Annotated in this window: 24 protein-coding genes; 16 read left to right on the top strand and 8 right to left on the bottom strand. The window is 72.3% G+C overall.

The features are described from left to right. Positions 1 to 197: 197 nt before the first annotated feature. The gene (locus AB0M18_RS16745) at positions 198 to 1571 is read right to left on the bottom strand and encodes an FAD-binding oxidoreductase (RefSeq protein ID WP_365758484.1); all 1374 of its coding nucleotides are present in this window, start codon (positions 1569 to 1571) and stop codon (positions 198 to 200) included. A 150-nt stretch (positions 1572 to 1721) separates the two neighbouring features. Between AB0M18_RS16745 and AB0M18_RS16750 the strand changes: the two genes are divergently transcribed. Together AB0M18_RS16750 and AB0M18_RS16755 are read left to right on the top strand one after the other, a co-directional pair. Beyond that, complete coding sequence (locus AB0M18_RS16750; RefSeq protein WP_365758486.1) at positions 1722 to 2420, top strand: helix-turn-helix domain-containing protein; 699 nt, start codon at positions 1722 to 1724, stop codon at positions 2418 to 2420. Between the two features lie 103 nt (positions 2421 to 2523). After that, entirely contained in the window at positions 2524 to 4215 is a 1692-nt protein-coding gene (locus AB0M18_RS16755) for an alpha/beta hydrolase (protein WP_365758488.1), read from the top strand. A 19-nt stretch (positions 4216 to 4234) separates the two neighbouring features. Here the strand turns inward: AB0M18_RS16755 and AB0M18_RS16760 are convergent, their stop codons facing one another. Beyond that, positions 4235 to 5779 (bottom strand): HD domain-containing phosphohydrolase, encoded by a 1545-nt coding sequence (locus AB0M18_RS16760; protein ID WP_365758490.1) that lies wholly within the window; start codon positions 5777 to 5779, stop codon positions 4235 to 4237. 210 nt (positions 5780 to 5989) lie between these two features. Between AB0M18_RS16760 and AB0M18_RS16765 the strand changes: the two genes are divergently transcribed. Then, on the top strand, positions 5990 to 6157 hold the full coding sequence (locus AB0M18_RS16765) for a hypothetical protein (RefSeq protein ID WP_365758492.1): 168 nt from the start codon (positions 5990 to 5992) through the stop codon (positions 6155 to 6157). Positions 6158 to 6229: 72 nt separating this feature from the next. Beyond that, a complete protein-coding gene (locus tag AB0M18_RS16770) occupies positions 6230 to 6550 on the top strand; it encodes a DUF427 domain-containing protein (protein WP_365758494.1) in 321 nt (106 codons plus the stop codon). A gap of 18 nt (positions 6551 to 6568) precedes the next feature. Here AB0M18_RS16770 and AB0M18_RS16775 read toward each other — a convergent pair whose 3' ends face one another. Next, positions 6569 to 7240: a CDP-alcohol phosphatidyltransferase family protein gene (locus tag AB0M18_RS16775; RefSeq protein ID WP_365758496.1), complete on the bottom strand. Its 672-nt coding sequence runs from the start codon at positions 7238 to 7240 to the stop codon at positions 6569 to 6571. Between the two features lie 109 nt (positions 7241 to 7349). Here AB0M18_RS16775 and AB0M18_RS16780 point away from each other — a divergent pair, with 109 nt between their 5' ends. Both AB0M18_RS16780 and AB0M18_RS16785 read left to right on the top strand, forming a co-directional pair. Then, positions 7350 to 7952, top strand: a complete 603-nt coding sequence (locus AB0M18_RS16780; protein WP_365758498.1) for an SRPBCC family protein — start codon at positions 7350 to 7352, stop codon at positions 7950 to 7952. A 660-nt stretch (positions 7953 to 8612) separates the two neighbouring features. Continuing rightward, entirely contained in the window at positions 8613 to 9068 is a 456-nt protein-coding gene (locus AB0M18_RS16785) for a MauE/DoxX family redox-associated membrane protein (protein WP_365758500.1), read from the top strand. Between the two features lie 524 nt (positions 9069 to 9592). On the opposite strand, the gene AB0M18_RS16790 is transcribed toward AB0M18_RS16785, so the two are convergent. After that, complete coding sequence (locus AB0M18_RS16790; RefSeq protein ID WP_365758750.1) at positions 9593 to 10108, bottom strand: DM13 domain-containing protein; 516 nt, start codon at positions 10106 to 10108, stop codon at positions 9593 to 9595. A gap of 411 nt (positions 10109 to 10519) precedes the next feature. On the opposite strand from AB0M18_RS16790, the gene AB0M18_RS16795 reads away from it, so the two are divergent. Next, on the top strand, positions 10520 to 11005 hold the full coding sequence (locus AB0M18_RS16795) for a hypothetical protein (RefSeq protein ID WP_365758502.1): 486 nt from the start codon (positions 10520 to 10522) through the stop codon (positions 11003 to 11005). Positions 11006 to 11180: 175 nt separating this feature from the next. After that, positions 11181 to 11420 carry a hypothetical protein gene (locus AB0M18_RS16800; RefSeq protein WP_365758504.1) on the top strand — a complete coding sequence of 80 codons (240 nt, stop codon included), beginning with the start codon at positions 11181 to 11183 and terminating at the stop codon, positions 11418 to 11420. A gap of 650 nt (positions 11421 to 12070) precedes the next feature. Here the strand turns inward: AB0M18_RS16800 and AB0M18_RS16805 are convergent. From AB0M18_RS16805 to AB0M18_RS16815, 3 genes are read right to left on the bottom strand one after another with little or no spacing between them, the layout of a single operon-like run. Beyond that, a complete protein-coding gene (locus tag AB0M18_RS16805) occupies positions 12071 to 12892 on the bottom strand; it encodes an ABC transporter ATP-binding protein (protein ID WP_365758506.1) in 822 nt (273 codons plus the stop codon). A 1-nt stretch (position 12893) separates the two neighbouring features. After that, a complete protein-coding gene (locus tag AB0M18_RS16810) occupies positions 12894 to 13994 on the bottom strand; it encodes an iron chelate uptake ABC transporter family permease subunit (RefSeq protein ID WP_365758508.1) in 1101 nt (366 codons plus the stop codon). Beyond that, the gene (locus AB0M18_RS16815) at positions 13991 to 15061 is read right to left on the bottom strand and encodes an iron ABC transporter permease (protein WP_365758510.1); all 1071 of its coding nucleotides are present in this window, start codon (positions 15059 to 15061) and stop codon (positions 13991 to 13993) included. The genes AB0M18_RS16810 and AB0M18_RS16815 overlap by 4 nt, the downstream gene beginning before the upstream one ends. 138 nt (positions 15062 to 15199) lie before the next feature. Here AB0M18_RS16815 and AB0M18_RS16820 point away from each other — a divergent pair, with 138 nt between their 5' ends. Next, entirely contained in the window at positions 15200 to 16198 is a 999-nt protein-coding gene (locus AB0M18_RS16820) for an iron-siderophore ABC transporter substrate-binding protein (protein WP_365758512.1), read from the top strand. 108 nt (positions 16199 to 16306) lie between these two features. Here the strand turns inward: AB0M18_RS16820 and AB0M18_RS16825 are convergent, their stop codons facing one another. Next, a complete protein-coding gene (locus AB0M18_RS16825) occupies positions 16307 to 17200 on the bottom strand; it encodes a (2Fe-2S)-binding protein (RefSeq protein WP_365758514.1) in 894 nt (297 codons plus the stop codon). Positions 17201 to 17426: 226 nt separating this feature from the next. Here AB0M18_RS16825 and AB0M18_RS16830 point away from each other — a divergent pair, with 226 nt between their 5' ends. The 7 genes from AB0M18_RS16830 to AB0M18_RS16860 all read left to right on the top strand — a co-directional run bounded on the left by AB0M18_RS16830 (position 17427) and on the right by AB0M18_RS16860 (position 26109). Beyond that, on the top strand, positions 17427 to 18617 hold the full coding sequence (locus AB0M18_RS16830) for an ATP-grasp domain-containing protein (RefSeq protein WP_365758516.1): 1191 nt from the start codon (positions 17427 to 17429) through the stop codon (positions 18615 to 18617). Positions 18618 to 18661: 44 nt separating this feature from the next. Further along, positions 18662 to 20413 carry an IucA/IucC family protein gene (locus AB0M18_RS16835; RefSeq protein ID WP_365758752.1) on the top strand — a complete coding sequence of 584 codons (1752 nt, stop codon included), beginning with the start codon at positions 18662 to 18664 and terminating at the stop codon, positions 20411 to 20413. Beyond that, positions 20410 to 21678: an MFS transporter gene (locus AB0M18_RS16840; RefSeq protein ID WP_365758518.1), complete on the top strand. Its 1269-nt coding sequence runs from the start codon at positions 20410 to 20412 to the stop codon at positions 21676 to 21678. Before AB0M18_RS16835 ends, AB0M18_RS16840 begins: the two co-directional genes overlap by 4 nt. Further along, a complete protein-coding gene (locus AB0M18_RS16845; protein WP_365758520.1) occupies positions 21675 to 23435 on the top strand; it encodes an IucA/IucC family protein in 1761 nt (586 codons plus the stop codon). The genes AB0M18_RS16840 and AB0M18_RS16845 overlap by 4 nt, the downstream gene beginning before the upstream one ends. After that, positions 23432 to 24634 carry a type III PLP-dependent enzyme gene (locus AB0M18_RS16850; RefSeq protein WP_365758522.1) on the top strand — a complete coding sequence of 401 codons (1203 nt, stop codon included), beginning with the start codon at positions 23432 to 23434 and terminating at the stop codon, positions 24632 to 24634. Before AB0M18_RS16845 ends, AB0M18_RS16850 begins: the two co-directional genes overlap by 4 nt. Positions 24635 to 24836: 202 nt before the next feature. Then, a complete protein-coding gene (locus AB0M18_RS16855; RefSeq protein ID WP_365758524.1) occupies positions 24837 to 25535 on the top strand; it encodes a nuclear transport factor 2 family protein in 699 nt (232 codons plus the stop codon). Between the two features lie 76 nt (positions 25536 to 25611). After that, positions 25612 to 26109 carry a TetR/AcrR family transcriptional regulator gene (locus AB0M18_RS16860; protein WP_365758526.1) on the top strand — a complete coding sequence of 166 codons (498 nt, stop codon included), beginning with the start codon at positions 25612 to 25614 and terminating at the stop codon, positions 26107 to 26109. Positions 26110 to 26196 lie beyond the last annotated feature (87 nt).

The following is a 26196-nucleotide window of genomic DNA, read 5'->3' on the forward strand; positions in this document are numbered from 1 at the left end:
ACGCCATCGGCGGCTGAGTTCGCCTGAGGCAGTGGGACGGCCCGGCTGCGACCGTCCGTACGTCATCGCGCCGCGACTTCCCCGTCACCCTCCGGGCCGGCGGCACCGAAACAGCCGAGCCACCCAGACCGGCAGGTGGGGCAAATCCACTGTATTCGGAAGTCGTGGTGTGGCAGTTGCCGACTGCCGTTGCGGGTTCAACCGGGGCGGATGTTCTTGTTGAGGTGGAAGGCGTTGTCGGGGTCGTACTTGGTCTTGACCTCGGCCAGCCGCCGGTACACGCGATCGCCATACGCTTCCCAGACGCGGCCGGCGGCGTCGTCGTCGGAGTCGAGGAAGTTGACGTAGACGCTGTCGGCGCGGTGCGGCTTGAGGGCGTCGAAGAACCGCCGGGCCCACGCGGTCTCGGTCGCGGCGTACTCGTCCGACTCGCCGGGCAGCCACACGGCGTCGATGTTGATGTTGTGGGCGACGTCGCGGCCGGCGTAGGGGGTGTCAGCGTGGGGAACCCTGGTGACGGCGCCGCCCATGTGGAACATCACCGTGTACGAGCGGGGCGACCGGGCGCGGTAGGCGTGATCGGCGATGACGGAGACGGCGTCGTCGGACAGGCCGGTGAGGTCCGCGGCCTTCCAGTGGTAGTGCCAGCCGTGCGGCACGGTGGCGTCTGTGGCGCTCTGGTGCGCGGCGTACGGTTTGGGTGTGAGCAGGTCCGCCAGCGGGGTCCGCAGTCGGCGGAGGGGTTCCACCGCGCGCTTGCCGTCGGCGATCGGGCCGGCGTAGCAGCAGATGACGGCGATGGCGGGCCGCCCGTGCAGTTCGCCGGGGATGACGGGCAGCGGGGGGATGGTCCCGAGCCTGACCACGGTGCCGAGCTCGTCGGGTGCGTCGGCGGCGAAGTCGCGGTAGAAGCGCAGCACGTCGGTGGTGTCGTCGGCCGACCAGAAGACGGGGCCGGCCAGGACGCCCGGGCCGACGGGGTGCAGCGCGAAGCGGAAGGTCGTGACGACTCCGAAGTTGCCCCCGCCGCCCCGCAGCGCCCAGAACAGATCGGGGTGGTCGTCGGCGGAGGCGCGGACGACGCTGCCGTCGGCGGTGACCACCTCGGCGGCCAGCAGGTTGTCGACGGTGAGCCCGCACTTGCGCATGAGGAAGCCGATGCCGCCGCCGAGGGTCAGCCCGGCGACACCGGTGTGGCTCACGATGCCACCGGTCGTGGCCAGTCCGTGGGCCTGCGTCTCGTGGTCGACGTCGCCCCACAGCGCGCCGCCCTGGACCTGGGCCGTACGGTCGGCGGGGTCGACGGACACGGCCCGCATCGCGGACAGATCGATGACGATCCCGTCGTCGCAGACCGCGGTGCCGGCCACGTTGTGGCCGCCGCCCCGTACGGCGATCTCCAGGTCGTGACCGCGGGCGAACCGTACGGCCTCGGCGACGTCGGCGGTGCCGGTGCAGCGGGCGATCAGCCGGGGCCGCCGGTTCACGGAGCGGTTCCACACCGCTCGGGCGGTGTCGTAGTCGAGGTCGTCACCGGTGACCAGCCGGCCCCGGAACCCGTCGATCCTCATGACGGTCGCCTCCTCGCCGGGATGGCCGGCCTGCTCGGGCGTCGCTGTCGCCCTGTCCTTGCCCTCGACTCCATCGCACCTCTGAAGGCCGCGGTTGTGAAGTCAAGAATCTGGACTGCGGGTCTGGCGTAGCAGGGCGAGACTGATGGTGTGCGGAGCTACGGCCAGTACTGCCCGATCGCCCGCGGTGCCGAGATCTTCGCCGAGCGCTGGACGCCGCTGATCATCCGCAACCTGTACCTGGGCTGCGGAAGCTTCGGTGAGATCCTGGAGGGCGCCCCCGGGCTCTCCCGCACGCTGCTCTCGCAGCGGCTGAAGCAGCTCGAACGCCTCGGCATCGTCAGGTCCGTGCGCAAGCCCGACGGGCGTGGAAGCCTCTACGAGCTCACCGCCGCGGGGAACGAGCTGTTCAAGGTGTGCGTGTCGCTGGGTGAGTGGGGTGCGGCCTGGCTGGAGATGGCCCCCGAGCACCTCGATCCCTTTGTGGCGCTGTGGTCGATGTGCAACGTGCTCCGCCAAGACCGCCTCCCGGACCGGCGCGTCGTCATCCGCTTCGACTTCACCGGCCGCCCGCACCCCGAGCGGTACTGGCTGCTGATCGACCATGGAGACACCGAGATCTGCAAGTCGTACCCCGGTGTCGACGAGGACCTCTACATCACGGCGGAAGCCGAAGCCTTCGTCAAATGGCACGCCGGCCAGCAGACCTGGGCCGACGCCGTCAGCGACCACCGCATTCAACTCCACGGCCCCGCCTGGCTCGTCCGAGCGTTCCCCACCTGGAACGCCCGCAGCGCCTTCGCCCACATCACCCCGGTCTCCCGTCCCAAGGCGACTTCGGCGGCCTGACATCCTCGACGCGCTCTCGCCCCCGGATGGGTAGGTCTGCCGATGTCTCGCGCGTGCTCCGCGGACGATGCTGATGACCTGATGCGAAGAGGGGAGCGGCGAGATGTCACACAACGACGAGGATGCCGCCACCACGGCGAGTCCGATGGAGTACACCGAGGTCAACGGGGTGCGGATCGCCTACGAGGCGACGGGCGGGGGCGGTGTTCCGCTTGTGCTCGTGCACGGCAGCTGGGGGTCGCACCACAACTGGGACGCGGTCGCCCCCGGCCTGGCAGCGGGGTTCCGTGTCATCACGTACGACCGCAGAGGACACAGTGACAGCGAGGACGGCCCGGGTCAGGGCACGTTCGCGCAGGACGTGGACGATCTGGCCGCGCTGGTCGAGCGGCTCGGGCCGGGCCCCGCGTGGGTCGCGGGGAACTCCGCCGGCGCGTTCGTCACGCTGCGGCTGGCCGCGGCCCACCCCGAGCTGCTGCGCGGGATCATCGTCCACGAACCGCCGCTGTTCTCCCTGATCCCGCCGGGCAGCCCGGCGGAGGCCGCGTACCGGGCCGTCGAGCACGGACCGCTGGCCGAGGTCGGACACCTGATCGCGGCCGGGGACCACGCGGGCGCGGCGGAGCTGTTCGTGGACGCGGTGGCGCTCGGGCCGGACGGCTGGGCCGGGCTGCCCGAGGCCATGCGGCGGACGCTCGTCGCGAACGCGCCGACGTACCTCGACGAGCTGCGCTCCCCCGACGCCTGGACCGTCGACGAGGGCGCGCTGGCCCGGTACGACGGGCCGGTGCTGATCACGTCCGGGGATCGCAGTCCGACCCTCTTCGAACCAGTACTGACACGGCTGGCGGAGCTGCTGCCGCAGGCCGAGCGGGTCGTCTTCCACGGTGCGGGCCACATTCCGCACGTGACGCATCCGGAGGCGTACGTGAAGGAGCTCACGGCGTTCACGGCACGGCACGACGCAGACAGGGCCGTCGAGCGTTTCGACGTCCGGGCACCCGACGGAACACGGATCGCCGTGTGGGTCGAGGGCGAGGGGCCGCCACTCGTCATGGTGCACGGGTCACTGCAGGACCACACGATCTCCGCGGCGCTGGTGGCGGAGCTGCGCGCGGATGTCACCACGTTCGCCATGGATCGCAGGGGTTTCGGCGCCAGCGGCGACGGCGACGGCGACGGCGACGGCGACGGCGACGGCGCTTACACGATCGAGCGCGAGTTCGCGGACGTGGCCACGGTGGTCGACGCGGTCGCCGCGCGTGCCGGCGGACCGGTGGCGCTCTGGGGCCACTCGTACGGGGCGAGCCTCGCCATGGGCGCGGCCACTCTCACGGACAAAGTGGATCGCCTGATCCTCTACGAGCCGAGTCTCGGCCTCGTCTACCCCGAGGGCTGGATCGAGAAGGTCGAGAAGGCGCTCGCCGACGGCGACGACGAGGCGGCGATCGTCCTGACGCTCCAGGACGTTCTCGGGTTCACCGACGAGGAGATCGACGCGATGCGGTCCGGCCCGGAGTGGGCGCTCCGCGTGGCCGTGGCGCCGACCGTGGCCCGGGAGGCGCGGGCTGAGGAGGGCTGGGTCTACCGGCCCGGGCGGTTCGACGGGGTCCCGGCGGAGACGACACTGTTGTCGGGGTCCGAGAGCCCGCCGTCGCTGAAGCGGGCGACGAAGGCGGCGGCGGAAGCGATTCCCGGGGCCCGGGTCCACGTCCTCGACGGGCACGCGCACGTCGCGCACCGGACCGACCCCACGATGGTGGCGGCCCTCGTCCGGAAGCTCATGGCCCTGTGACTCCTGTGACTGGGGCGGCTCACCCGCGCAGCAGGTCGTGTTCCATGGCGAAGAGCGCGGCGGCGGCGCGAGTGGAGTGGCCGATCTTGTCGTAGATGTGCTGGACGTGGTGCTCGGCGGTGCGGCGCGAGATGACGAGGCGACTCGCGATCTCCTTGTTGGACAGGCCGTGGGCAAGGAGCCGGATGACGTCGACCTCCCTTTCGGTCAGGCCGGCGGGCCGCCCGGGTCTGACCCGTCCCGGTGTCTGCCCCGCCGCGGCGACGACGGCGCTCACGCAGTCGGCGTCGAGGCGGCCGGCTGAGGCTTCCCGGGTGAGCAGGTCCGCCGCCTCCGCCGGGCTGCGGGCGGGCCGGTGGGGGCGGTCCTGGGTGACGCTCTGGAACGTGTCGGCGGCGGCGAGCACACGGGCGGGCATGGGCAGTGCGGGTCCGGCGAGGCCGTGGTGGTAGCCGCTGCCGTCCAGGCGCTCGTGATGGAGTCCCGCCGTCCGCCCCAGCGGTTCGAGGACGGGTGAGCAGGCCAGGATCCGCTCGGTGTGGTACGGGTGGAGCCGGATCTGCTCGTGGTCGTGCCGGGTCAGGGGCCCGGTCTTGCCCCAGATCCCGCTCGAGACGCCGACGCGGCCCAGGTCGTGCAGGAGGGCGGCCACCCGCAGGTCCGCGACGGCACGGTCGGGCAGGCCCAACATCCGCGCCGCTCGGTCGGCCAGCTCGGCCACCCCGGCCGAATGTCCCAGGGTGTACGGGGCCTTGAGATCGACCATGTCCCCGAAGGCCCGCGCCACCCGGTCCAAATCCTCGCGGGCGATGTACCGCACGGGCGGCGACTCGGCTTCCAGGACGGCCGCCCACGGGTCCCCGGCGTCGATCTCCGCCAGCAACTCGGCACCGTGACTGCGGAACGCCTCGGCGACCGACGGGTCGAACCATCCCCCGGCACGCCGCTCCACCATGGCCAGTGCGGCGTCCGCACCGCCCGCGCGATGGAACAGGACGGCCTGCGTGGCGACTTCACTGATCCTCGTCGGCAGTGAGATCTCCTCCTTCGACAGCCGCCGCGGCGCCCCTCTGCCGTCCCACCGCTCGAACTGCTGGTACAGGCAGCTCTCCACCTCCTGCCCCAGTCCCAGCCGCCGTGCGAGCAGCGAACCGGCTTCACAGATGGACTGAAGGACCATCCTTCCGTGCCTCAGGTCGCCCACCGCGCCCCGCACGATCAGCAGGGGCCTGCGCAGACCCGCCCCGTGGCCGGTGGCGAGCGTCAACTCCAGCATCTCCTGGGCGCTACCGAAGTCCGCCGGCTCGGCGGCCGCCCGTGACACCAGCTCGTCGCCCCCGTAGAGACGGGCCTCGACGGAAGCGGTGGCGGTGCAGCCGAGGTGCCGCAGCAGCGAGGCGAGGTACACGTCCCGTACCTGCTCCTCGGGCAGCCCGAGCGCCCGCGCGAGGCCGGTCGCGATCAGGCACGAGCGGACGGCCTTCTCCGGCGGCTGCCCCATTCCCAGATCGGTGGCGACCGACAGGGCGGCCAGCAGGTCAGCCAGTCGAAGCCGGTCCCGCATCGGCACTCCTCAGCCCCACGCCCCACGATCATTTTCCCACCGGGCCAGGCCGCACGCCCCGCGAACACGTCACCCCGTCTCCTGTTCACGGCGGCCGCGAGAGCGACCGGGTGCGCCCCGGTCCGCATCCGTCGGGAAGCCGAGCGTGAACCGATCGCGCCGTCGGGATGTGCGTACAGCCGGCAGGAGGGCTGGGCCTGGCATCGCCCTGTGGTCGACGCCGTCCAGCAGGACAGTGGCGAGCCTGTCGTTCCGCGGGTGCTGCACGGTGTGGCGGAGCGGGCCGCCGCGACCGACCCGGCCGACTGCACCGACGCCGAGGTGTGCCGGATCCTCACGCGGCCGAAGAGCCGGGTCGATGGTGAGCGTCCTCACTGAACGGCGAGCCGAGCCTGCCTAGCGTGAAGCCACCTGGGGCATCCCGCCCCGTTCACGGTGAGGAGCAGGGCGATGCTGCGTGCGGTGTGGAACGGCAGGGTGATCGCGGAGGCCCCGCGCACGGTGATCGTGGAGGGCAACCACTACTTCCCTCCCGAGTCGCTCGACCGGCGGTACATCAGGGCGAGCAAGTCCAGGTCGCTGTGTTTCTGGAAGGGGGTGGCCCACTACTACAGCCTTGAGGTCGACGGACGGACGAATCCGAACGCCGCCTGGTACTACCCGAAACCGAGCCCGCTGGCCCGGAAGATCAAGGACCACGTGGCGTTCTGGCAGGGCGTGCGCGTGGAGGGAACGCCGGAGCCCGACCGTCCCGCAGACGGCGGGACGTGACGGCGGACGAAGACACGGTCAGCGGCGGGTGAGGTGCCGGACAGCCACGACGGCCTGGAGGGCTGCGGCCGGCCGCAGCAGGACGGGGCGTGGCCGCTCGGGCATCGCACCGCGCCGCACGGCGACGCCGGTGAGGGTGACGACGGGGAACGCCCAGGCGGCGATGGCCGCCGTCCGTACGGTGCGGCTGGGCTCGTGGCGCCAGGTGAGCCACATCCAGAAGGCGGCGTCGGCGAAGGTGTCGGCGTAGTCCCCGAACGGAGAGACCGTGCCCTGGCGGCGGGCCAGGCGGCCGTCGGCAAGGTCGAGCCCGATCGCCAGCATCCCGGAGGCGCGCCCGGCTCCGCCGGGCAGGGCGGGGAGGTTGGCGCGCAGCAGCGTGAGGACATCCGCGACGGCCAAGCGGGTGCGGTGCTCCAGGAGTCCCAGGTGCAGGACGGAAAGTCCCCAGCTGGTCGCCACCCAGCGCCGTCCGGGCCGCCTGCCGGCAGCCAGCGCGTAGAGGCCCGCGTGCAGGGCGGTGAGCTCGACCAGCGCCCGCGGGTGGCCTACGGCCTGGTGCACCGACCGACGGGCAGCCTGGTCGAGGAACCGTACGAGCGCTGCCGGGGCGAGGCGCCCTTCGCGAAGCTCGCGCAGCAGCGCGTTCGTGGCGGCGCGGCTGTCGGTCATCTCGGCTACGGGCTGCACGCTTCTCCTTCTCCAGACCGTGATGGCGCTCAGGTTAGGGGCCGACGCGCGGGGAGGACGGTGAGCGCGCTCACTGATCGCCGGGGCTGCCGGCCCTAGCGTCGGAGGGGTGAGGCGACGGACGCGTGGAGAGGTCTCGGCGATGGTGTGGATCGGTGCTCTGACGACGGCGGCGGTGGCGGGTGCGGGCGCAGCGGCCGGGTATCTGGGGCTGGTGACCGGGGCTGTGCCCCTGGACGTGGGTGTCGGCCGGCGGACCCGGCCGCTGGGGCCGCAGACCGTTGACGTCGCAGCCCCGCGCGAGGTGGTGTTCGACGTCGTCGCCCAGCCGTATCTGGGCCGGACCACACGGGCCATGCGGGAGAAGGTCCAGGTCCTCGAGCGGGGCACCGACATGGTGCTCGCCGCCCATCGCACGCCGGTCGCGGGCGGGCGGCTGACCGCGACGACGACGGAGACGGTGCGCTTCACCCGCCCGGAAAGGGTCGACTTCCGCCTCGTGCGCGGGCCGGTGCCCACCGTCACCGAGTCGTTCGTCCTCACCGAACACGGGCCGGGCACGCGGCTGGTGTACGAGGGCGAGCTCGCCACGGACCTGTGGCGGGCCGGCCAGTGGTGGGGCGGCCTGGTCGCGCCCCGGTGGGAGGCCACCGTCGCCACGTCCCTGGCCGCGATCCGCCAGGAGGCCGAACGACGAGCGAAGACCGCCTGACCCGGGCACTGCATTCGGCGGGACACGGGGCTGACTTGGGCGGAGGAGTGACCGGGCTCACCGTCCCGGCTACGTATCCGGCTGTCAGGCCGTCAGGCCGTCAGGCCGTCACGTCGTACGAGGGTGTACAGCCGTTCACCGTGCAAGGAGTCGTGAAGCGATGCCTCAGCCCCATCCGTCGCCCCTGGTCGGCGGTCTGCCCCAGCCCTTGCTGGAGGCCGCCCGGGCCGCGCAGACCCACCAGCCCGTCGAGCGCCCGGTGGCGTGGCTGGTGCGGATCGCGACGAACGCCTACCTCGACCAGGTCCGCCGTCCGGCTCCGCTTCCTGTGGAACCGGCTGATCGCGCTGCCCGCCTGCCGTCGATCCCCCCGAGGTCCGCGACGCGCTCGCCGAGGTGGCCACGCTGCTCGCACCTCAGGAGCCTGCCGCCGTCGTCCTCAAGGACGTCTTCGACCTGCCCCTGAGCGGGCCACCGCGCTCGCCCGGCCTCGGCCAGGAACACCCACCGGACCAGCCGCGCCCCGCCAATGCGAACCCCTTGAGCCGGCTCGCGCGGGGGCGGCCCCCTTTCGCACCCTTCGATCGTGCCGGGACGAAGGAGGGGGTTCGGTGAGGGCGCTCACAGTTCTCGCCCTGCCTGGCGGCCTACGTTCGGATCATGGTGCTCAGGATCGTTCTCGGGACGGTGTACTCGGCGATGGCCGTCGCCCAGCTCGCCTCCCTGCCGCACATGTCCGGGATTCTCTCCGCGTACGGGCTGGTGACCGGCGGCGCCGCGACCGCTCTGGCCCTGGCGCTGATCGCGGGTGAGCTGGTGAGCGGGATCTGGTTCGTGGCCCGACCGCGGTCGAAGGCCCTGGCCCCGGTCTGGGTCTACACCGGCGTGTCGGTGGTGTGGACGGTGCTTGCCGCGCAGGCGTACGCGCGGGGCCTGACCGTGGCGAACTGCGGCTGCTTCGGGATCTACCTCACGCAGCGGCTGAGCTGGTTCGTCCTGCTCCAGGACGCCCTGACCCTCTTCTATGCCGCCCTGCTGTTCCGCTCCGCCCGCACCACGCCCGTCCCCTCGCCGGCAGACCGATCGGAGGGGAGGGACCGTGCCGGCATCCCGTGAACATGCGCGTCTCGGTGGCGTGGCGGCGGCCGTGGGCGCCGCACTGCTGATGGTGGTGTGCTGCGCGGGCCCGTTGCTCGTGGCCGGCGGAGTACTCGGCTCTGTCGGCGGGGTCCTCGCCAACGCGTGGCTGATCACCGCCGGCGTGGTCGTCCTCCTGGTCGGCGCCGGCTATGCCCTGCGATGCCGGGTCCGTCGCCGCCGGGGTGCCGGCCCCGACGCGTACGGCGCACGGGTGGACGGCATCGACTACGCCCCCGCGAACACCACCCTCGCCCAAGGCGCCGCCCAGGCCGCCGGCCTCGCCGACCGGGCCCGGTTCACCACCGGAGACGCCGAGCGCCTAGCGACTGAGTGCGCGGTCGGCCGGGCTCGGTCCGGGAAGGAACTGCCTCTTCAGCTCCAGGTCCGCAAGTCCTTTGCGCGGCAGCCTGCCAGGCGCGATGTCGGCGGCGGAACCGGGAACTCCGCCGCTGCTCACGGATGTTGGCCGGGGACATCCCGAACACGCTGCTCGTGCGGTGTCAGGTACGGACGATCTCCGCAGCACCGAACGAGACGTCGAAACGGTCGCACCAGATGCTCACGCTCGCATATGCCGACAGGTCGAGGTCCGCCGGCAGCGGATAGTTCTGGTCGCCCTTGTTCCCCTTGAGCTTGGCGAGATTGACGTACTTCCCGTCGTCGAAGACGTCCCAGCCGGCCTTCCCCTCCTTCACCGGCGCGTCGCTCAACCACACCCTCAGGTCGGGGCCGTTGCTCGTATCGAGGCCTTCGAGGCGGAGGGTGTGGGTGCCGTCCGCGAGCCGGACGATCTTCACCGTGCCGGTCGTCGGGTGTTCGTGGCTGATGAACGAGCCCTGCGCCACGATGGTCGGGCCGGCGGGCGCGGACGGTGTCGCGGCCGCGGAGGAGGACGGGCCCGTGGGCTCCGCCCGCGTCGCCGTCGGCGTGGCCGCGGAGGGCAGCGCCTCCTTGACGGTCTCATCCACCCACAGCGCCCAGGGCTTGAACCAGACCAGCCCCGCCACCACGATCACCGCGGTAACGACCGCCGCGCCCGCCCACCACTGCTTCTTCGTGACGCGCCCCACGGCGCACCCCCTTCGAACTTCACGTCTTCTCCAGGCCATCCAACGCGACCGGGAGCTCAGGCGGAAAGCCCGGGCCGATGACCAAAGGCTTACGGAATCGAGCCGCGGACCACCGTTCGCTCAGAGTGTGCGCAACCTGGTGGCGAAGACGTGGATGCCTCGACGCAGGCGACGCTCCGCATGATCGACCAGATCGAGGCCCGGCTGAACCTGCCGCGTGTCACCGCCCCCGATTGCCGAGAAGCCCCCACTGCCTAGTACGTAAGCGCCCTCACATACGCGTGCATTCCATGAGTCCTAGCGTCGTCGACAAGAACGGAAGGCCGCCGACGCGGCCGAACGGAGAGGACGCTCACCATGACCACCGCCATGCACGTATCTCCCAGAATCGCCGTCATTCCCGTCCACGCGATATGGGGCGCCGCGGCCGGCCTCGTCGGCGGCGTCGGCATGGGCATCTGGATGTCCGTGTCCCGGCCGATGGCGGACACCGCCATGATCACCATGGTCGCCGGACTCCTGGGCACCACCAACGCCTTCGCCGGCTGGCTCATCCACCTGTCCATCGCCGTGTTCGCCGGAACGACCTTCGGGGTCCTGTTCGGCCAGTTCGCCCAGCGGCTCGCGCCCGCGCTCGTTCTCGGCCTGGCCTACGGCGCCGCCTGGTGGCTTCTCGGCGCACTGTGGATCATGCCCGCCAACATGGGCATGCCCGTCTTCGACTGGAACGAGGTCACCGCCTCCAGCCTCGGCGCCCACCTCGTCTTCGGCCTACTGGCCGGAGCAGCCTTCTCCTGCATCGCCCTGACGGCGGGCAGGCGGACCGACCGGACGACCAGGTGACACGGATACCAGCGGCGTCAACACCCGGTCCCGACGCACCGCCTCCGGGTGCCATCGCCCTCTCCGGCGCCCCGGGCGCCTACCGTCTGGCCGACAGCGCGGACGCGATCGCCAACCCGGTCTGGGGCGCCGCACCCCCACCTGGGCGCCGGGACGACGCGAGGAGACCCACCGCATGACCCACTCCGGAGACGACTCCGAGCGGACCTGGTGCATCTCCGAGGTCGGCATCCTCCGCGACCTGTCCGCGACCGAGATGGACGCCATCGCCGCCGCGGCCCCGATGAAGACCTACGGCGCCGGCGAACTCCTCCACTCCCCCGCCCAGCCCTCCGAGGTCCTCTTCATCCTCAAGAAGGGCCGGGTGCGCATCACCGTGCTCGACGCCGAACGAATCGCCGACCACGCCGGCTGACGCGCACCGCCACCCCGGCCCCGCCGCCACGGCGGCGCCCCTCGGCAGCGGACTGCTCATCCTCATCGGGGACTCGGCGTCCTGCTCGGCATCTGGGCCGACCTCGGCGTCCTGCTCATCGCCGTCTTCCTTCTCCGACCGCCTACGGAGTCATCAGGGTGGCCCCGGGAGCGATTCGTAGTGTTGAGGACCTCCGCTGCCGTTCCCACGTCACAGCCAAGAGTGCGCTCGCTCGGTCACGCAGCGGTCCACGCCAAGCCGCGAGCTCGGCTTCTACTTCACCCTCGAAGCCGGCGTCCCAGAGCCCCCGTTCCCCCTCCCCTTCCTCGAAGGATGCGGTGCCGGTAGAACCAGTTACTGTGGCGGCGCACCGGATTACTCGGGGAGGGTGACGGGGGTGGCGGCCAGCAATAGGTACGGCGCTCTGTGCGCCGCCGAGTTGTGCGCGACCTATGTGCCGCCCGGTGGCGGCATTCTGGTCCGTGGCGAAAACGGCTGGCTTACCTGGCCGGCGGCGCGCTCGTCGGCGGCCTGTACGGCTCCTCGATCCCCGCGCTGATCACCGTGGTCGTCGCCGTCCAGGTCCTCGCCGTGGTGCTGCTGGCCGCCCTGCGACGGGCCGCCCCGCAGCGGCGAGGACCGGGCGGGGGTCACCGTGCGTTTCGGTGTCCTCCCTCGGGGATGACGAGCGGGGTGCCCGCCACGGGGCAGTCGATGACGGCCGCGCGCAGGCCGAAGACGTCCTGGACGAGGCCCGGGGTGACGATGTCCGAGGGGGCGCCGGCGGCGATGACCTGTCCGTCGCGCATGGCGATGAGGTGGTCGGCGTAGCGGCAGGCGAGGTTCAGCTCGTGCAGGACCATCACGACCGTTCGCCCGTCCACGCGGTTGAGTTGCGCGACGAGTTCGAGGACGTCGACCTGGTGGGCCAGGTCGAGGTAGGTCGTCGGCTCGTCGAGGAGCAGGACGGGGGTGTCCTGGGCGAGGGCCATGGCGATCCAGACGCGCTGGCGCTGGCCGCCGGAGAGTTCGTCGATGGAGCGGGCGGCCAGCTCAGCCGCCCCGGTCGCCGCCAGGGCGGTGTCCACGGCGGCCTCGTCGGCGGAGGACCACTGACGCCACCAGCGCTGGTGCGGGGTACGGCCACGGGCCACCAGGTCGCGGACGGTGATGCCGTCGGGCGCGCTGGGTGTCTGGGGGAGCAGGGCGAGGCACAGCGCGAAGTCGCGGGCGGACAGGCCGGCGATGTCCTCGCCGTCCAGGTGGACGGTGCCGCCGGCCGGCTTCAGGAGCCGGGCGAGGGCGCGCAGGGCGGTGGACTTGCCGCAGGCGTTGGGGCCGACGAGCGCGGTGACCTTCCCCGCGGGGATGGTCAGGTCGAGGTCCTCGGCGACGAGGCGGTCGCCGTAGCCGAGGCGCAGGCCGGTGCCGGTCAGGGCGGAGGACGTGGCTTCGGTGAGCTGTGAGGTCATGTCAGCCTCCCTTTCCGGCCCGGTTGGTGCGGGCGAGGAGCAGCAGCAGGTACGGGGCGCCGACGGCGCCGGTGAGCACGCCGACGGGCAGTTCCGTCGGGGCGAGGACGGTCCGGGCGGCGAGATCGGCCAGGATGAGCAGAACGGCCCCGGTGAGCGCGCTGCACACCATCGGGACGCCGGGGGTGCCGGCGAGCCGGCGGGCGATCTGCGGTGCGCCGAGGGCCACGAAGGCGATCGGGCCGGCCGCCGAGGTGGCGAGCGCGGTCAGGCAGGTGGCGAGGACGAGCAGCGCGATGCGGGCGTGGCGGAGCGGTACGCCGAGGCTGCGCGCGGTGTCGTCGTCGTACTGGAGCAGTTGGTACGGGCGGGCCGACGCCACCGTCAGCGGCAGCAGGACCGCGAGGGCGAGCCCCGCCCACTGGACGTGCTCGTAGCCGCGTCCGTTGAGGCTGCCGGTGAGCCACACCATGGCCCGGGACGCCTGGTCGATGTCGGCGCGGGCGATCATCCAGCGGGTGAGGGCGAGCAGTGCGCCGTTGGCGGCGATACCGACGAGGACGAAGCGGTAGCCGGTGATGGTGCCGTCCCGGAAGGCCAGCAGGTAGATGACGGTGGAGGTGAGCAACGCGCCGGCCAGGGCGCCGAAGGGCACCGCCCCGAACGTTGCCGCGCCGGCCGCGGTGACGCCGCCGACGAGGATGGCGCCGACCGCGCCGGCGCCGGCGCCCGCCGCGATGCCGATGAGGTCGGGGCTGGCGAGCGGGTTCCGGGTGACGGCCTGGTAGACGGCCCCGGCGAGGCCGAACGCGGCCCCGACCAGGAGGGCCGTGAGGGCGCGCGGCAGGCGCAGTTCGTGGATGATCAGGTCCGCGGCGCCGTCGCCGGTGCCGAGGACGGCGTCCAGGACGTCGCCGACGGGGATGGCGTACGTGCCGAGCGACACCGAGGTGACCAGGCCCGCGAAGCCGATCAGGACCAGGGCCACGACGGTGAGGGCCACTCGGAGGCGCAGAGCCGCGCCGAACGGGCCGACTTCCAGGCGCAGGGTGGTCGTGCGCGGGGTGGTCGTGCGCGGGGTGGTCGTACGGGGCAGGCTCATCGGGTGTGCTCCTTGAGCTTGCCGCGCTTGACCAGGAGGGCGAGGAACGGGGCGCCGAGCATCGCGGTGACCACGCCCGCCTCCAGCTCGCCGGGGCGGGCGACCATGCGCCCGACGACGTCGGCGCTGAGCATCAGTGTGGCGCCGCCGAGTGCCGAACAGGGCACCAGCCAGCGGGCGTCGGGCCCGGTGAACGCCCGGACGACATGCGGGACGACCAGACCGACGAAGCTGACGGGCCCGGCCGCTGCGACGGCGGCACCGGTCAGCAGGATCACGGCGACGGCGCCGAGGAGGCGGGTGGTGCGGACCTTGGTGCCGAGGGTGGTGGCGAGGTCGTCGCCGAGGGCGAGGGCGTTGAGCCGGCCGCTCAGCCCGAGGGCCAGCAGCAGGCCGATGACGATGAACGGCAGGAGCTCCAGGCCGAGATGGGCATCGCGTCCGGCGAGTGATCCGACGGCCCAGAAGCGGTACTGGTCCAGGGTGCGGACGTCAAGGAGGACCAGGGTGTTGGTGCCGGCGTCGAGGAGGACGGTCACCGCCGCCCCGGCCAGGGCGAGTTTGGCGGGGGTCGCGCCGCCGTACCCGGTGCCGCCGACCGCGTAGGCGAGCAGCCCGGCCAGCGCCCCGCCGAGGAAGGCGAACCAGATGTACTGGTAGGAACTGGTCAGCCCGAACGCGCCGATTCCGGCCGCGACGGCGAACGAGCCGCCCGCGCTGATCCCGATGAGACCGGGGTCTCCCAGCGGGTTGCGGGTGATGTCCTGAGCGACGGCTCCGGCCGCGCCCAGCGCGAGACCGACGAGCAGGCCCAGAAACGTTCGGGGCATGCGCAGTTCGCGGACGATGACCGCGTCGCCGTCCGTCCCGCCGCCGATCGCGTGCAGGACGTCGGAGAGCGGCACGGACTTGGTGCCGATGGCGAGCGAGGCGCAGGCCGCCGCGACCAGCGCGGCGACGAGAAGGATCGCGACGACGGCGCGCGCCGCAACTCGTGGGGGATCGGGGCGTGGTGGGGCAGGCGGGGGCGCGGTGGCCGCCCCTTCGGCGACGGGCTTCACAGACACCTGCATAAGGTAAGGCATGCCTAACGGTTGAGTGTACGACTACCCCACCGTATGGATCCGGTCACGGAGAGGCGCTATCCTCACAGCGCCCACTCAGGTAAGCCTTACCTAAGTGATAGTCCGTGTATTGGGAGACCCATGAACACCCTCACCCAGCGCCGTCGGCCCCGCCGGTTCGCCGCTGCCCTGCTGACCGCGGCCCTGGCCTTCTCCGTCGCCGCCTGCGGCGGCGGGAGCGCCGACGACAAGTCCGCCGCCGACAAGCCGGCCGCGGCGTCCGACGCGGGCTTCCCCCGGACCGTCACCCACGACAAGGGCAAGACCGAGATCAAGACGAAGCCCCAGCGTGTCGTGGCGCTGGACAACAGCCTCGTCGAGGCCGTCGTCGCCCTGGACGCCCCGCTCGTGGGCGGCATCGGCTCGTACCGCGACCAGAAGGGCTTCCCTCCGTACCTCGGTGACGCGGTGAAGGACACGAAGGACGTCGGCCCGCTCGACAGCCCGAACCTGGAGGCTATCGCCGCCCTCAAGCCGGACCTCATCGTGTCGGCGACGGTGCGCCACGAGGACCTCTACGACCAGCTCAGCAAGATCGCGCCGACGGTGTTCGTGAAGACCACCGGCCCGATCTGGAAGGAGAACGTCACCTTCCTGGGCACGGCTCTCGGCGAGGAGAAGAAGGCCGCCGACAAGCTCACGGCGTACCAGACGCGCGCGAAGAAGATCGGCGACGCGATCAACGCGAAGAACCCGAAGCAGACCTACTCGCTCACGCGCTTCGTCGACGGCCCGACGCGCATCTACCTGCCCAAGACCTTCAGCGGCATCATCCTGACCGACATGGGACTCGCGCGGCCTGCCAACCAGCAGGACCAGAAGGAGTTCAACATCGAGATCAGCGAGGAGCAGATCGCCCAGGCGGACGCCGACCACATCTTCATGACGACCTTCTCGGGCGGTGAGGAGCGCAAGCAGAAGTTCCTCGCCAACCCGCTGTGGAAGCGCCTGAACGCGGTCCAGAAGGGCAACGTCCACGAGGTCGAGGACTCCGTCTGGATGACCTCCGTCTCGCTCCAGGGCGCCGACCTGGTGCTCGACGACATGGCGAAGATCTTCAAGGTCGACCCGGCCAAGTAGTCAGGGCCGTTCCGGACGGGCCGGTGCCGGTGGACGTACGAGACGGTACGCCCGCCGGCCCCGGCCCGTCGTCGTACGTGCGCCGTCGGTCCGCGTGCGTTACGGCGCTCAGCCCTCGTCCTCGAGGCGGCGCAGCCGCTCGGCGTCGCAGGTCCGCGGGCAGGTCAGGCACGCCCGGTCCGGCTCGATCGCGTAGTACAGGCAGCAGCCGAGACGTGTACGGGTCGGGTACCGGCGGCCCTCACGCCCCGCGAGACGGCGGAAGTCGGCCCCACCGGGGAACGGCGCGATCGCCGTCGGAAGCAGCTCGGTCGCGGCCCGCACCGCACGCTCCTCCTGGTCGAGCGCACGGCCGAGGTACCAGACGCCGGAGATCAGATCATCGGCGACCATGCCCCACAGAGCGCGCGGCCCGCGCCGGACGGACGGGCCGATCGCGGCGAGCAGCGGGCGCACGTGGTCGACGACCGCGGCCCGCAACTCGGCGCGCAGCGCCTCCTCGTGGCCCACGACGTGCGCCTCGGGCGAACCCGCCATCGGATCGTCCGGCAGGCAGGCGAAGTCCTGCCCGGGGACGATGCCGATCGCACCCGTCGTCAGGTCCACCCGGACGTCGCGCGGTGCGATGCGCGGCACGCGGCGCTCCAGGTACCAGGCCCCGCTCATCAGCAGGCTGACGGACCACAGGTAGTCGTGCAGCACCCTGGAGGCGGCGACGTCCCTGCGCGGGGCGCGGCCGTGGCATGCGCCGATGCGGGCCGCGGAGGCGTCGAGGAAGGCGTCCAGGACCCCGGGGGCGCAGGCCAGTTCCGCCCCGTCGGGCAGGAGCGCGGCGGGGTCGTCCATCGACCCCGGGTCGACGATCCGGGCGTCGAGAGCGTCACAGGCGGCGATGACCCGCCGGTACGTACCGGCGAGGGAGGACGCCACGCCGAAGGCATCACGCTCGGCCGTGCCCGCCGTGCCCGCCGTGGCGGCCCACGCCCCCGGACCCTTCCCCATAGAAGCTCCTCCACGACGCGAGTAAGTGAGGTCAGGCTTACCTTACCTGCATCGAGGGTAGCGGTAGATCGACACGCCCAATCAGTCGTGGGCCAGTGGCGTGTTGGGGCGCAGGACCGGTTGATAACTTAGGGTTGCCTAACCTAATCTCGCTGTTGAGGTTCTGCGGGGCGCGCGACCCGCCCCCACACCACACGTCCCCTCCCCGGAAGGCCCCGGCATTCCCATGCGGCTGTATCTGCTCGCCCTGAACCCCACCGACTCGGTCACCGAGGGGTTCCTCCCCGCGGCGGCCCGACTCGGTCTCGACGTCACCGTCCTGACGGACCAGCCGGACTCCCACCGCCGGACCTACCCGGACATCGAGATCCTGGAGTGCGACGTACGCGACTTCCGCAGCGTCATCACCCGGATCTCCACCCACCACCGGCCCGACGCGGTCTTCACCAACAGCGACCACCTCCAGACCCAGGCCGCCCTGACCGCCGAGTACTTCGGCCTGCCCGCCAAGGACTGGCGGGCCGCGCTGCGCACCAAGGACAAGGCGCACCTGCGCCGCCACCTCGCCCAGACCGGCGCCGACACCGTCTGGTCCGCCGAACTCCCCGCCGGGCAGGACCCGTCCGGGCTCGCCGCGCTCGACGTGCCCTACCCGTGCGTGGTGAAGCCGCGCGAGGGGGTCGCCAGCGAGGACGTGGTGCTGGTCGACAGCGAGGAGGAACTCCTGCTGCGCTGCAAGGAGATACAGGCCCGCCGGCCCGAGGCGGCACTGGTCGTGGAGGAGTTCCTGGCCGGCGAGCTGTACACCCTGGAGACGCTCGGAGACGGACGCGTCCGGCACGTCCTCGGCGGCTTCCACACCGAACTGTCGCCGCCGCCGTATTTCATCGAGGAGCGCCTGACCTTCGTCCCCGCCCACCCCGAGCCGGTCGTCGAGCAGATCCTCGCCCAGCTCGACGCCCTCGGCGTCGGCTTCGGCGCCTGCCACACCGAGTTCGTCGTCCACGAGGGCCGCGCGCACATCATCGAGGTGAACTACCGGGCCATCGGCGACCAGTGCGACCTGCTGCTCGCCCAGCTCCTCGACATCCCGCTCTTCGAGCACATCCTGCGCACCCACCTCGGTGAGCCGCTGCCGTCGGACCTCGGAGCCCGCACCGACGGCGCGGCCCGCCTCGACTACCCCTGCGCCGAGACCGCCGGAACGCTTCAGTCCGCCCCCGGCCCCGCCGACCTCGACATCGACGGCGTGAAGCTGACCTACCGTCCACTGCGCGAACCCGGCGAGCGGCACGAGCTCCACCACACCAACCGCGACTACGTCGGCGTCCTGCGGGCCACCGGCACCGACCAGACGACCGTCGACCGGGTCGTCGCGGACTTCCTGGCCGCGCAGCGCTGGGAGATCGCCCCGTGACGTCCACCGCCGAACTCGCCGAAACCGCTCCTGGCCGCCAGGGAATCGACACCGCGGAACGGAACCTGCTCCTGCGGGTCCTGTCCGCGCTGCTGCGCGAGGACGTCGTCGGGCTGCGCAGCCGGAGCACCCTCGTGCGGCGGACGGACGGCCCCTGGCTGCGCCGCGCCACCGAAGACGACGACGCCCTGCTGCTGCCGGTCGCCGAGGACGGCTTCCAGAGCACCTACGCGGCCCGGCTCCCGCTGCTCGTCCGTGAGTCCGACGGCGGCCCGCTCACCACGTACGACGAGATCCTCGCCGTCCTCAGGACCCTGGCCGAGCCGGTCGACCACCCCGGCTTCGACTCGTACACGGAAGAATGCCGGCAGACCCTCGCCACCATGCGGCTGCACGAGCGGACCCGCCAGGAGACCGCCGCACGGCTCACCGGCCTCCACGGGGACGACCCCGCCCGCTGGACCGGATACGCCGGAGGGCTCGCGCACGACACGCTCGCCGCCCGGCTCGATCACCCCGTGTATCCGACGGCGCGCGGCCGCTCGGGCCTGGGCGACGACCAGGTGAGGGCCTACGCACCCGAGTTCCACCCGCGATTCCCCCTGCACTGGGTCGCCCTGCCCCACGAGGCCGTCACCGTGCCAGGCGGGGCCGAACGCCTGCCGGCCTGCTGGCCGTCGCCGGCCGAGCTGGGACTGCCGGAACTCTCCCCTACCCATCTCGCGCTGCCCGTCCACCCGCTGACCGCGGGCGCGCCGCTGGAGGAGGCCCTGCGGTCGACCGGCCTGCACGAGCACGCGGTGCTCGCCCCGCGCCCGTACCTGGACGTCGTACCGACGCTGTCCATGCGGACCGTCGCCCTGGCCCAGGACCCGTCCCTGCACCTCAAACTGCCGCTGGACACCGCGACCCTGGGCCTGCGCAACCGGCGCACCATCAAGCCGGGGACGCTCGTGGACGGGGCGGCGGGTCAGCGGCTCCTGGAGACCGTGATCGCCAGGGAGCCACGGTTCCGCGCATCGATCCTGCACGCCGACGAGACCGTGTACGCCCACGCCGGACACGAACTCCTCGCCGTCCTGTGCCGCCGCTACCCGGCCGGCCTCGACGACTCCGTCGTCGTCCCCATGGCGGCGCTGCTCGGTGAGGCCCCGGGCGGCCGGCTCCTGATCGACCACCTCGCGGACCGGCTGTACGGCGGGGACCCGGTGGCGCTGCTCGACGCCGTGCTCACCCTGCTCCTCGACTGGCAGACCACGCTCTTCGGGTACGGCATCGCCCTGGAGTCGCACCAGCAGAACATCTCGCTCGTCCTGGACCGGGCGGCGGACGGGCGCACGCGCCTCCGGCTGCTGCTGAAGGACAACGACGGACCGCGTATCAACACCCGCCGTCTGTACGAGACTCTGGGCGCCGACGCGCCCGACCCGGCCGACTTCGACGACGCGCGCATCTTCGGCGACGACGACCGCGCCGTCACCGACCTGTTCACCACCATCACCGTCCACCTGTGCGCGGGCGCCTACGCCTTCGGCCTCGCCCGGCACGGCCGCGCCCCGCTCGCGACCCTGCTGCGGCTCGTGCGGGACCGGCTCACCGAGGCGGTAGAACGGCTCGGCACCGGTCCGGGCGAGCCCGGCGCCGTACTGCGCGCACACGTCCTCGACGCACCGGAACTCCCGGTCAAGGCCATGGTCACCGCCGGAACCCTGCTCTCCAAGGAGCGGTCGGGCGCCGCCGACATCAACAAGCACTACACCACCGGCCCCAACTACCTGAGGACGGCCGGACAATGAGTGCCACCGCCGCCCCGCCGAACGACACCACCACGGCCGTCGCGCCCTCGGCGGGCCCCGTACTCGCCCGCCGGCAGGTGCACGCCGTGGCCGGGTGCTACTTCGTGGCGTCCTTCGCCGCGCTCGGCCTGCCGCCCTTCCTGACCCGGATCCTGCCCGAGCTCGGCGATCCCACCGCCCGCTGGGCCGGCGTGCTCTACATCGTCCCGACCGTCTTCGCCGCAGTCGGAGCGCCCTTCTGGGGCCGCCTCGCGGACCGCTTCGGCCGCAAGCGGCTGCTGCTGCGCGCCCAGCTCGGACTCGCCGTGGCGTTCCTCCTCGCCGGCTGGGCCGACTCGATCGCGACCTTCACCGCCGCGCTCGTCCTCCAGGGCATCCTCGGCGGCACCTTCGCCGCCTCAAACGGCTACCTCGGGGCGGCGCTGGAGGGACCGGCCCTGTCGAAGGCGCTCACGCTCATGCAGGGAGCCGCCCGCGCCGCCCTCGTCTTCGCACCGGTCGTCGTCGGCTCCCTGTCGCCCTGGCTCTCCCCGCACCGCCAGTACGCCCTGCTCGCCGTACTGCCCCTCACCGCCGCCCTGTTGATCTGTGCGCTGCCCGAGTCCCGGGGCGGGCGCGCCGAGGCGCCGCGGGCGAAGGACGCGCCGGAGGCGACAGCGGCACCGGAGACCACAGCGGCGGCGCCGGCAGCGGCGCCGGGGACCTCTCTGCTCGCCCTGTACGCCCTGGAGTTCGCCTTCGTCTTCTCCACCGTCATCTCCTTCCCGTACCTCGTCTCGCTCATCGACGACCGGCTTCCCGGCACCTCCCCGGCGGTCTCCGGAGTCCTGTTCGCCCTGCCGCACCTGTGCTACCTGGTCACGGCGATGGCCATGCACCGGGCGTTCCACCACCGCCCCCGGCCCGGCCTCGCCCTCGGCTTCCTCTGCATCGCGCTCGGTCTCGCCGGCCACGGCGTCGCCGACTCGCTGCCCGCCCTCACCGCCGTGCGCCTCGTCCTGGGTGCGGGCCTCACCCTCGGGCTGGTCTGTCTGTCCGTACTGGCCGCCGACTGCGCGAAGGGCCGGGCGCCCGGAGCCATGTTCGGCTCGCTGGAGTTCTTCTCCAAGGCCGGAGCCGTCGCGGCGGGTGTCGCAGCCGCCGTCGGCAACAGCTCCTTCGGGCCGGCCGCCCCGGTCCTCACGGGCACCGCCGTGGCCCTGGCCACCGTCGTGCCCACCGTTCTGCCCCTCGTGAACCCCCTCCGCACCCGCTGGAGCCGATGATGTCGCCGACCCGAACCCAGGGCACCGCCCACCGCACCCCTGCTCCCGCCGAACTGCCAGACGCGGACACCGTCGTGGCGCACACCCTCCTCAACTGCCTGCTGCGCGAGGTCTCCGGACCGGAACACCAGACGGCCGCCAGCGACGGCCACCTGCTGCTGCGCCTGCCCCGCCGCGGTGTACTGCTCCGGGTGGCGCTGCGCCGCACGTCCCTGCTGGGCGCGCACCGCTTCACCGGTCCCGTCCAGGAGCAGCGCGAGGGCGGCTGGGAGCGCATCGACTGGCGGCGCCTCGCCGAGCACATCCAGGTCGAGCTGTCGCTGCGTACCGGCGTGCACAACGAGGAGTTCCCCGAGCAGATCGCCTCCAGCCACCAGGCCGTCTCGGCGGCGCTCGCCGCCCGCGCAACCGGTGCGACCACCGCCTCGGACGTCTACCTCGCCTCTGAGCAGTCCCTGCTCTTCGGCCACCGCTTCCACCCCACCCCCAAGGCCCGTACCGGCGACGACGACTCCTGGCTCGCGTACGCCCCCGAGGCCGGCGCCGCCTTCCCGCTGCGCCACCTCGCCGTCCGGGAGCACCTGATCATCGAGGAGACCGCCGAGCCGGCGGCGGCCACTCCCCTCGACCGGCTCGCCGACGCCCGGGCCGGCGGTGTGCCGGACGGCTACCGGCTGCTGCCCGCGCACCCCTGGCAGTACGAGATGCTCAGCGGCCACCCCGCGCTGCGTGCCGCCCTCGACCGCGGCGACATCCTGGACCTCGGGACCGGCGGCACCCCCTTCGCCGCCACGGCCTCCGTCCGCACCCTCTACGACGGCGACACGTTCCTCAAGTTCAGCCTCAACGTCCGCATCACCAACTGTCTGCGCAAGAACGCCAGTTACGAGCTGACCGGCGCCGTGGCCCTGACCCGGCTGCTCGCGCCCGTCCTGGACGACCTGACGGTCCGGTTTCCCGGCAGCGCCATGCTCCGTGAGCCCGCCTACCGCAGCCTCGCCCTCCCCGGCCCCGACGGCACGCCGGACCGGGCGCTGCTCGAAGGCTTCGGTGTGATCGTCCGCGAGGGGATCGCCACCCGGCTCCTGCCCGGCACCACACCGCTCCTGGCCGCCGCCGTCGCCGACGAGTACCCCAGCGGACCCGGCCACATCTCCCGCCTCCTCGACGGCGCGGGCCCCGGCACCGCGCTCGACTGGTGGAGCGCGTACCTCCAGCTCCTCGTCCCGCCCGTCCTGGCCGCCTACTTCGACCACGGCCTGGTCCTGGAGCCTCACCTGCAGAACGTGGTCGTCTGCGTCGACGACGACGGCATGCCCGCCCAGGTGCTCTTCCGGGACCTGGAAGGCACCAAGCTGCTGCCCGAGCACCACGCCGACACCCTCGGCGCGCTGCCCGCCGAGGTGGCCGGCCCGATGACGTACGACGCGGAGCGCGGCTGGGACCGCGTGGTGTACTGCCTGTTCGTCAACCACATCGCCGAGGTCCTCGCCGCCGTCGCCGACCTCCACCCCGAGACCGAGCCCGCCCTGTGGGCCCAGGTCCGCGCGACCCTCCAGGCGTACGCCGACCGCCACGGCTGCCCGCCACGCCTCGCCGCGCTCCTCGCCGGTGTGCCGCTGCCGGCCAAGGCCAACCTGCTCACCCGCTGGGAGCGCAAGGCCGACCGGGAAGCGGGATACGTCCGCCTCCCCTCCCCTTTCGCCGAGGACGTGCTGTCCGGAGCGACCGACGACTCGTGGAGCCACATCCGATGACCGCCCCCACCCGCACGGTGCGCGACCTCGTCCTCGACCTGCCCTCCGACGGCCTGCCCGCCTACGTCTACGACCTGGCGGCCCTGCGCGGGCATGCCGCCGCCGTGCGGGACGCGCTGCCCGAGCGCGTCGAGCTGTACTACGCCGCCAAGGCCAATCCCGAACCGGAACTCCTCGCCGCGCTCTCGCCGTACGTGGACGGGTACGAGGTCTCGTCGGGCGGCGAACTCGCCCATGTGGGCCGCACCGTACCCGGCCGCCCCCTCGCCTTCGGCGGACCCGGCAAGACACCGGCCGAGATCGAGGCGGCGCTGGACCTGGGCGTGGCGCGCTTCCACGTCGAGAGCCTGTACGAGCTGCGCATGCTCGCCGTCCTGGCGGCCCGCCGTGCCCCGGACACGCCCGTCGGCGTCCTGCTGCGCTTCAACCTGCCCCTGTCCGCGGCGTCCCTCGCGGGCAGCTCCCTCGCCATGGGCGGGCGGCCGACCCCGTTCGGCCTCGACCCGGCCGACGCCGACACCGCCGTCGCCCTGCTGACCGACGGCACCATGCCGCACCTGCGGTTCCTCGGCGTCCACGCCCACCTGGCCAGCGGCCTGGAGGCCGAGGAGCAGACCGGCGTCGCCGATTCCGTGGTCGCCTGGTCCGTCGGCCTCGCAGACCGGCACCGCGTCCGCCTTTCCGAGGTCAACGTCGGCGGCGGCATGCACGTCGACTACTCCACGCCCGACCGCCTCTTCGACTGGTCCACGTACGGCAAGGGGCTCGCCCGGCTCGTCGCGGACCACCCGGACCTGACCCTGCGCATCGAGCCGGGCCGGGCGCTGACCGCCTACTGCGGCTGGTACGCCACCGAGGTCCTGGACGTGAAACGCAGCCACGGCGAGGACTTCGCCGTCGTGCGCGGCGGCACCCACCACCTGCGCACCCCGGCGACCAAGGGCCACGACCAGCCCTGCTCGGTACTGCCCGTCGACGCATGGCCCCACCCCTGGCCCCGGCCCGCCGCGGGGTCGGACACGATCACCCTGACCGGCCAGCTCTGCACCCCCAAGGACCTCCTCGCCCGTCACGTCCCGGCACCGGGCCTGCGGGCCGGCGACCGGGTGGCCTTCGGCCTCGCGGGTGCGTACGCGTGGAACATCTCGCACCACGACTTCCTCATGCACCCCCGGCCTGGATTCCACTTCCTCGACTGAGCCCGCTGGGTGCGCAGCCCACGGCACGGGCGAGGACGGCGAGGCAGGGCAGGCGCACGGGGGCGGCGCCCTGTCCCCCATCGGCCTGTGGACCGAAGCCGAGGCCGCCTACGCCCTCGGCTCGCTCCGCGTCGCCCACGCGATGGCACGAGCCTGCGCCGAACGCCCCCGCTGGATCGCCGGCCACCCGATCGGGCGCACGGTGGCCTTCTGGCAGCTCACCGCCCGGCCCTGGCGGATCCCCGAGGCAACCGCCGCCGGCGCGCTGCGCAACCTGGCCCGCTCGCCCGGCTTCGAGCCGACGCGGCGCGCGGCCCGCACCTACCGGCTGCGGGCCTTCACCCCCGAGGTCCCCGTCTCTGCTCGTCTGTCCGCAACGGCTCACGACGTGGTAGGTTATAGGTCGACCACTAACGTAGGAGAGAAAGTGACAGTCAAGGAAGACACCGCCGCCCGCCGCGCCGCTGCCCAGCACACCCTGGCCGAGCACCTGCGCCTCACTGCCGCAGGACGCACCGACGAGTGGGTGGAGCTGTTCGCCCCGGACGCGGTGCTCGAGTTCCCGTACGCGCCGGCCGGCGTGCCCAAGCGAGTGGTGGGGCGTGACGCACTGGTCGCGCACATGACGCACTTCCCCGAGAACTTCGACGTGGAATTCGTCGACCTGGTGTTCCACGACACGGTCGACCCGAGCCTCGTGATCGCCGAATTCCGCTCGAAGGGAACTGCGGTGCCGACCGGCAAGCCGTATGAGCAGACCTGCATCTCCGTCGTCCGGACGGACGAGAACGCCCGCATCACCCACTACCTGGACTACTGGAACCCGCTGGTGGCGATCGAGGCACTCACGCCCGCGGACGTGCTGTCCGACGCCGAGCGTGGCGTGACTTTTGGAGGCTGAGGGCAGACATGTTTGACTGATACCCATGCCTGCCCCCGGTACCAGCACGAAGAGCGACGAACGACGTCGAACCATCGTGGCCGCCGCGATCGGCTGCTTCGCGCAAAAGGGCTTCTACGGGACGACGACGCACGAGATCGCAGACTGGGTCGGCATCTCTCAGCCGTATCTCTACCGCCTGTACCCGAACAAGGAAGCCCTGTTCGCGGCAGTGGTCGACCACGTATCCGTCGTCATGACCGAGACGCTGGTCGCCCACTCGCCCACGCCGGGTGGGGCCGGGCCGGCGCCCGAGGCATCGTTGGACGCGGCCCGCGGCGCCTACGCCGCGCTCGTCGCGGACCGGAACATCCTGCGTTTCCTCATGCACGCGAACTGTGCCGCCGGCGAGCCGCTGGTGGCGGACGCGGTGCGCCGCTGCTACGCCAAGCAGGTCGAGACCGTGCGGCAGCTGCTGGGCGACGACGAAGCCGTGCGACGCTGGTTCGGCGCCGGAATGCTCGACAACGTGGCCGCCGTGCTGGGCCTGGCCGACATCGACGAGCCGTGGGCGCACGTTCTCACCGCTCGATGACCCGACACCGGCAGTTCGGCGACGACGCCCCCGAGCCTCCCTCGTAGGCCCGGCTCGGCCAGCCGGACGGATCGTGGAAGCGGTACG

Origin of the sequence: Streptomyces sp. NPDC051909 (genome assembly GCF_040681095.1) — a bacterium.
Lineage (GTDB): Bacteria > Actinomycetota > Actinomycetes > Streptomycetales > Streptomycetaceae > Streptomyces.

Coding starts and splice junctions, on each gene's coding strand:
- AB0M18_RS16745 (WP_365758484.1), bottom strand. CDS start 1,571: ATGAGGATCGACGGGTTCCGGGGCCGGCTGGTCACCGGTGACGACCTC.
- AB0M18_RS16755 (WP_365758488.1), top strand. CDS start 2,524: ATGTCACACAACGACGAGGATGCCGCCACCACGGCGAGTCCGATGGAG.
- AB0M18_RS16760 (WP_365758490.1), bottom strand. CDS start 5,779: ATGCGGGACCGGCTTCGACTGGCTGACCTGCTGGCCGCCCTGTCGGTC.
- AB0M18_RS16770 (WP_365758494.1), top strand. CDS start 6,230: ATGCTGCGTGCGGTGTGGAACGGCAGGGTGATCGCGGAGGCCCCGCGC.
- AB0M18_RS16785 (WP_365758500.1), top strand. CDS start 8,613: ATGGTGCTCAGGATCGTTCTCGGGACGGTGTACTCGGCGATGGCCGTC.
- AB0M18_RS16795 (WP_365758502.1), top strand. CDS start 10,520: ATGACCACCGCCATGCACGTATCTCCCAGAATCGCCGTCATTCCCGTC.
- AB0M18_RS16800 (WP_365758504.1), top strand. CDS start 11,181: ATGACCCACTCCGGAGACGACTCCGAGCGGACCTGGTGCATCTCCGAG.
- AB0M18_RS16805 (WP_365758506.1), bottom strand. CDS start 12,892: ATGACCTCACAGCTCACCGAAGCCACGTCCTCCGCCCTGACCGGCACC.
- AB0M18_RS16810 (WP_365758508.1), bottom strand. CDS start 13,994: ATGAGCCTGCCCCGTACGACCACCCCGCGCACGACCACCCCGCGCACG.
- AB0M18_RS16820 (WP_365758512.1), top strand. CDS start 15,200: ATGAACACCCTCACCCAGCGCCGTCGGCCCCGCCGGTTCGCCGCTGCC.
- AB0M18_RS16825 (WP_365758514.1), bottom strand. CDS start 17,200: ATGGGGAAGGGTCCGGGGGCGTGGGCCGCCACGGCGGGCACGGCGGGC.
- AB0M18_RS16830 (WP_365758516.1), top strand. CDS start 17,427: ATGCGGCTGTATCTGCTCGCCCTGAACCCCACCGACTCGGTCACCGAG.
- AB0M18_RS16840 (WP_365758518.1), top strand. CDS start 20,410: ATGAGTGCCACCGCCGCCCCGCCGAACGACACCACCACGGCCGTCGCG.
- AB0M18_RS16845 (WP_365758520.1), top strand. CDS start 21,675: ATGATGTCGCCGACCCGAACCCAGGGCACCGCCCACCGCACCCCTGCT.
- AB0M18_RS16850 (WP_365758522.1), top strand. CDS start 23,432: ATGACCGCCCCCACCCGCACGGTGCGCGACCTCGTCCTCGACCTGCCC.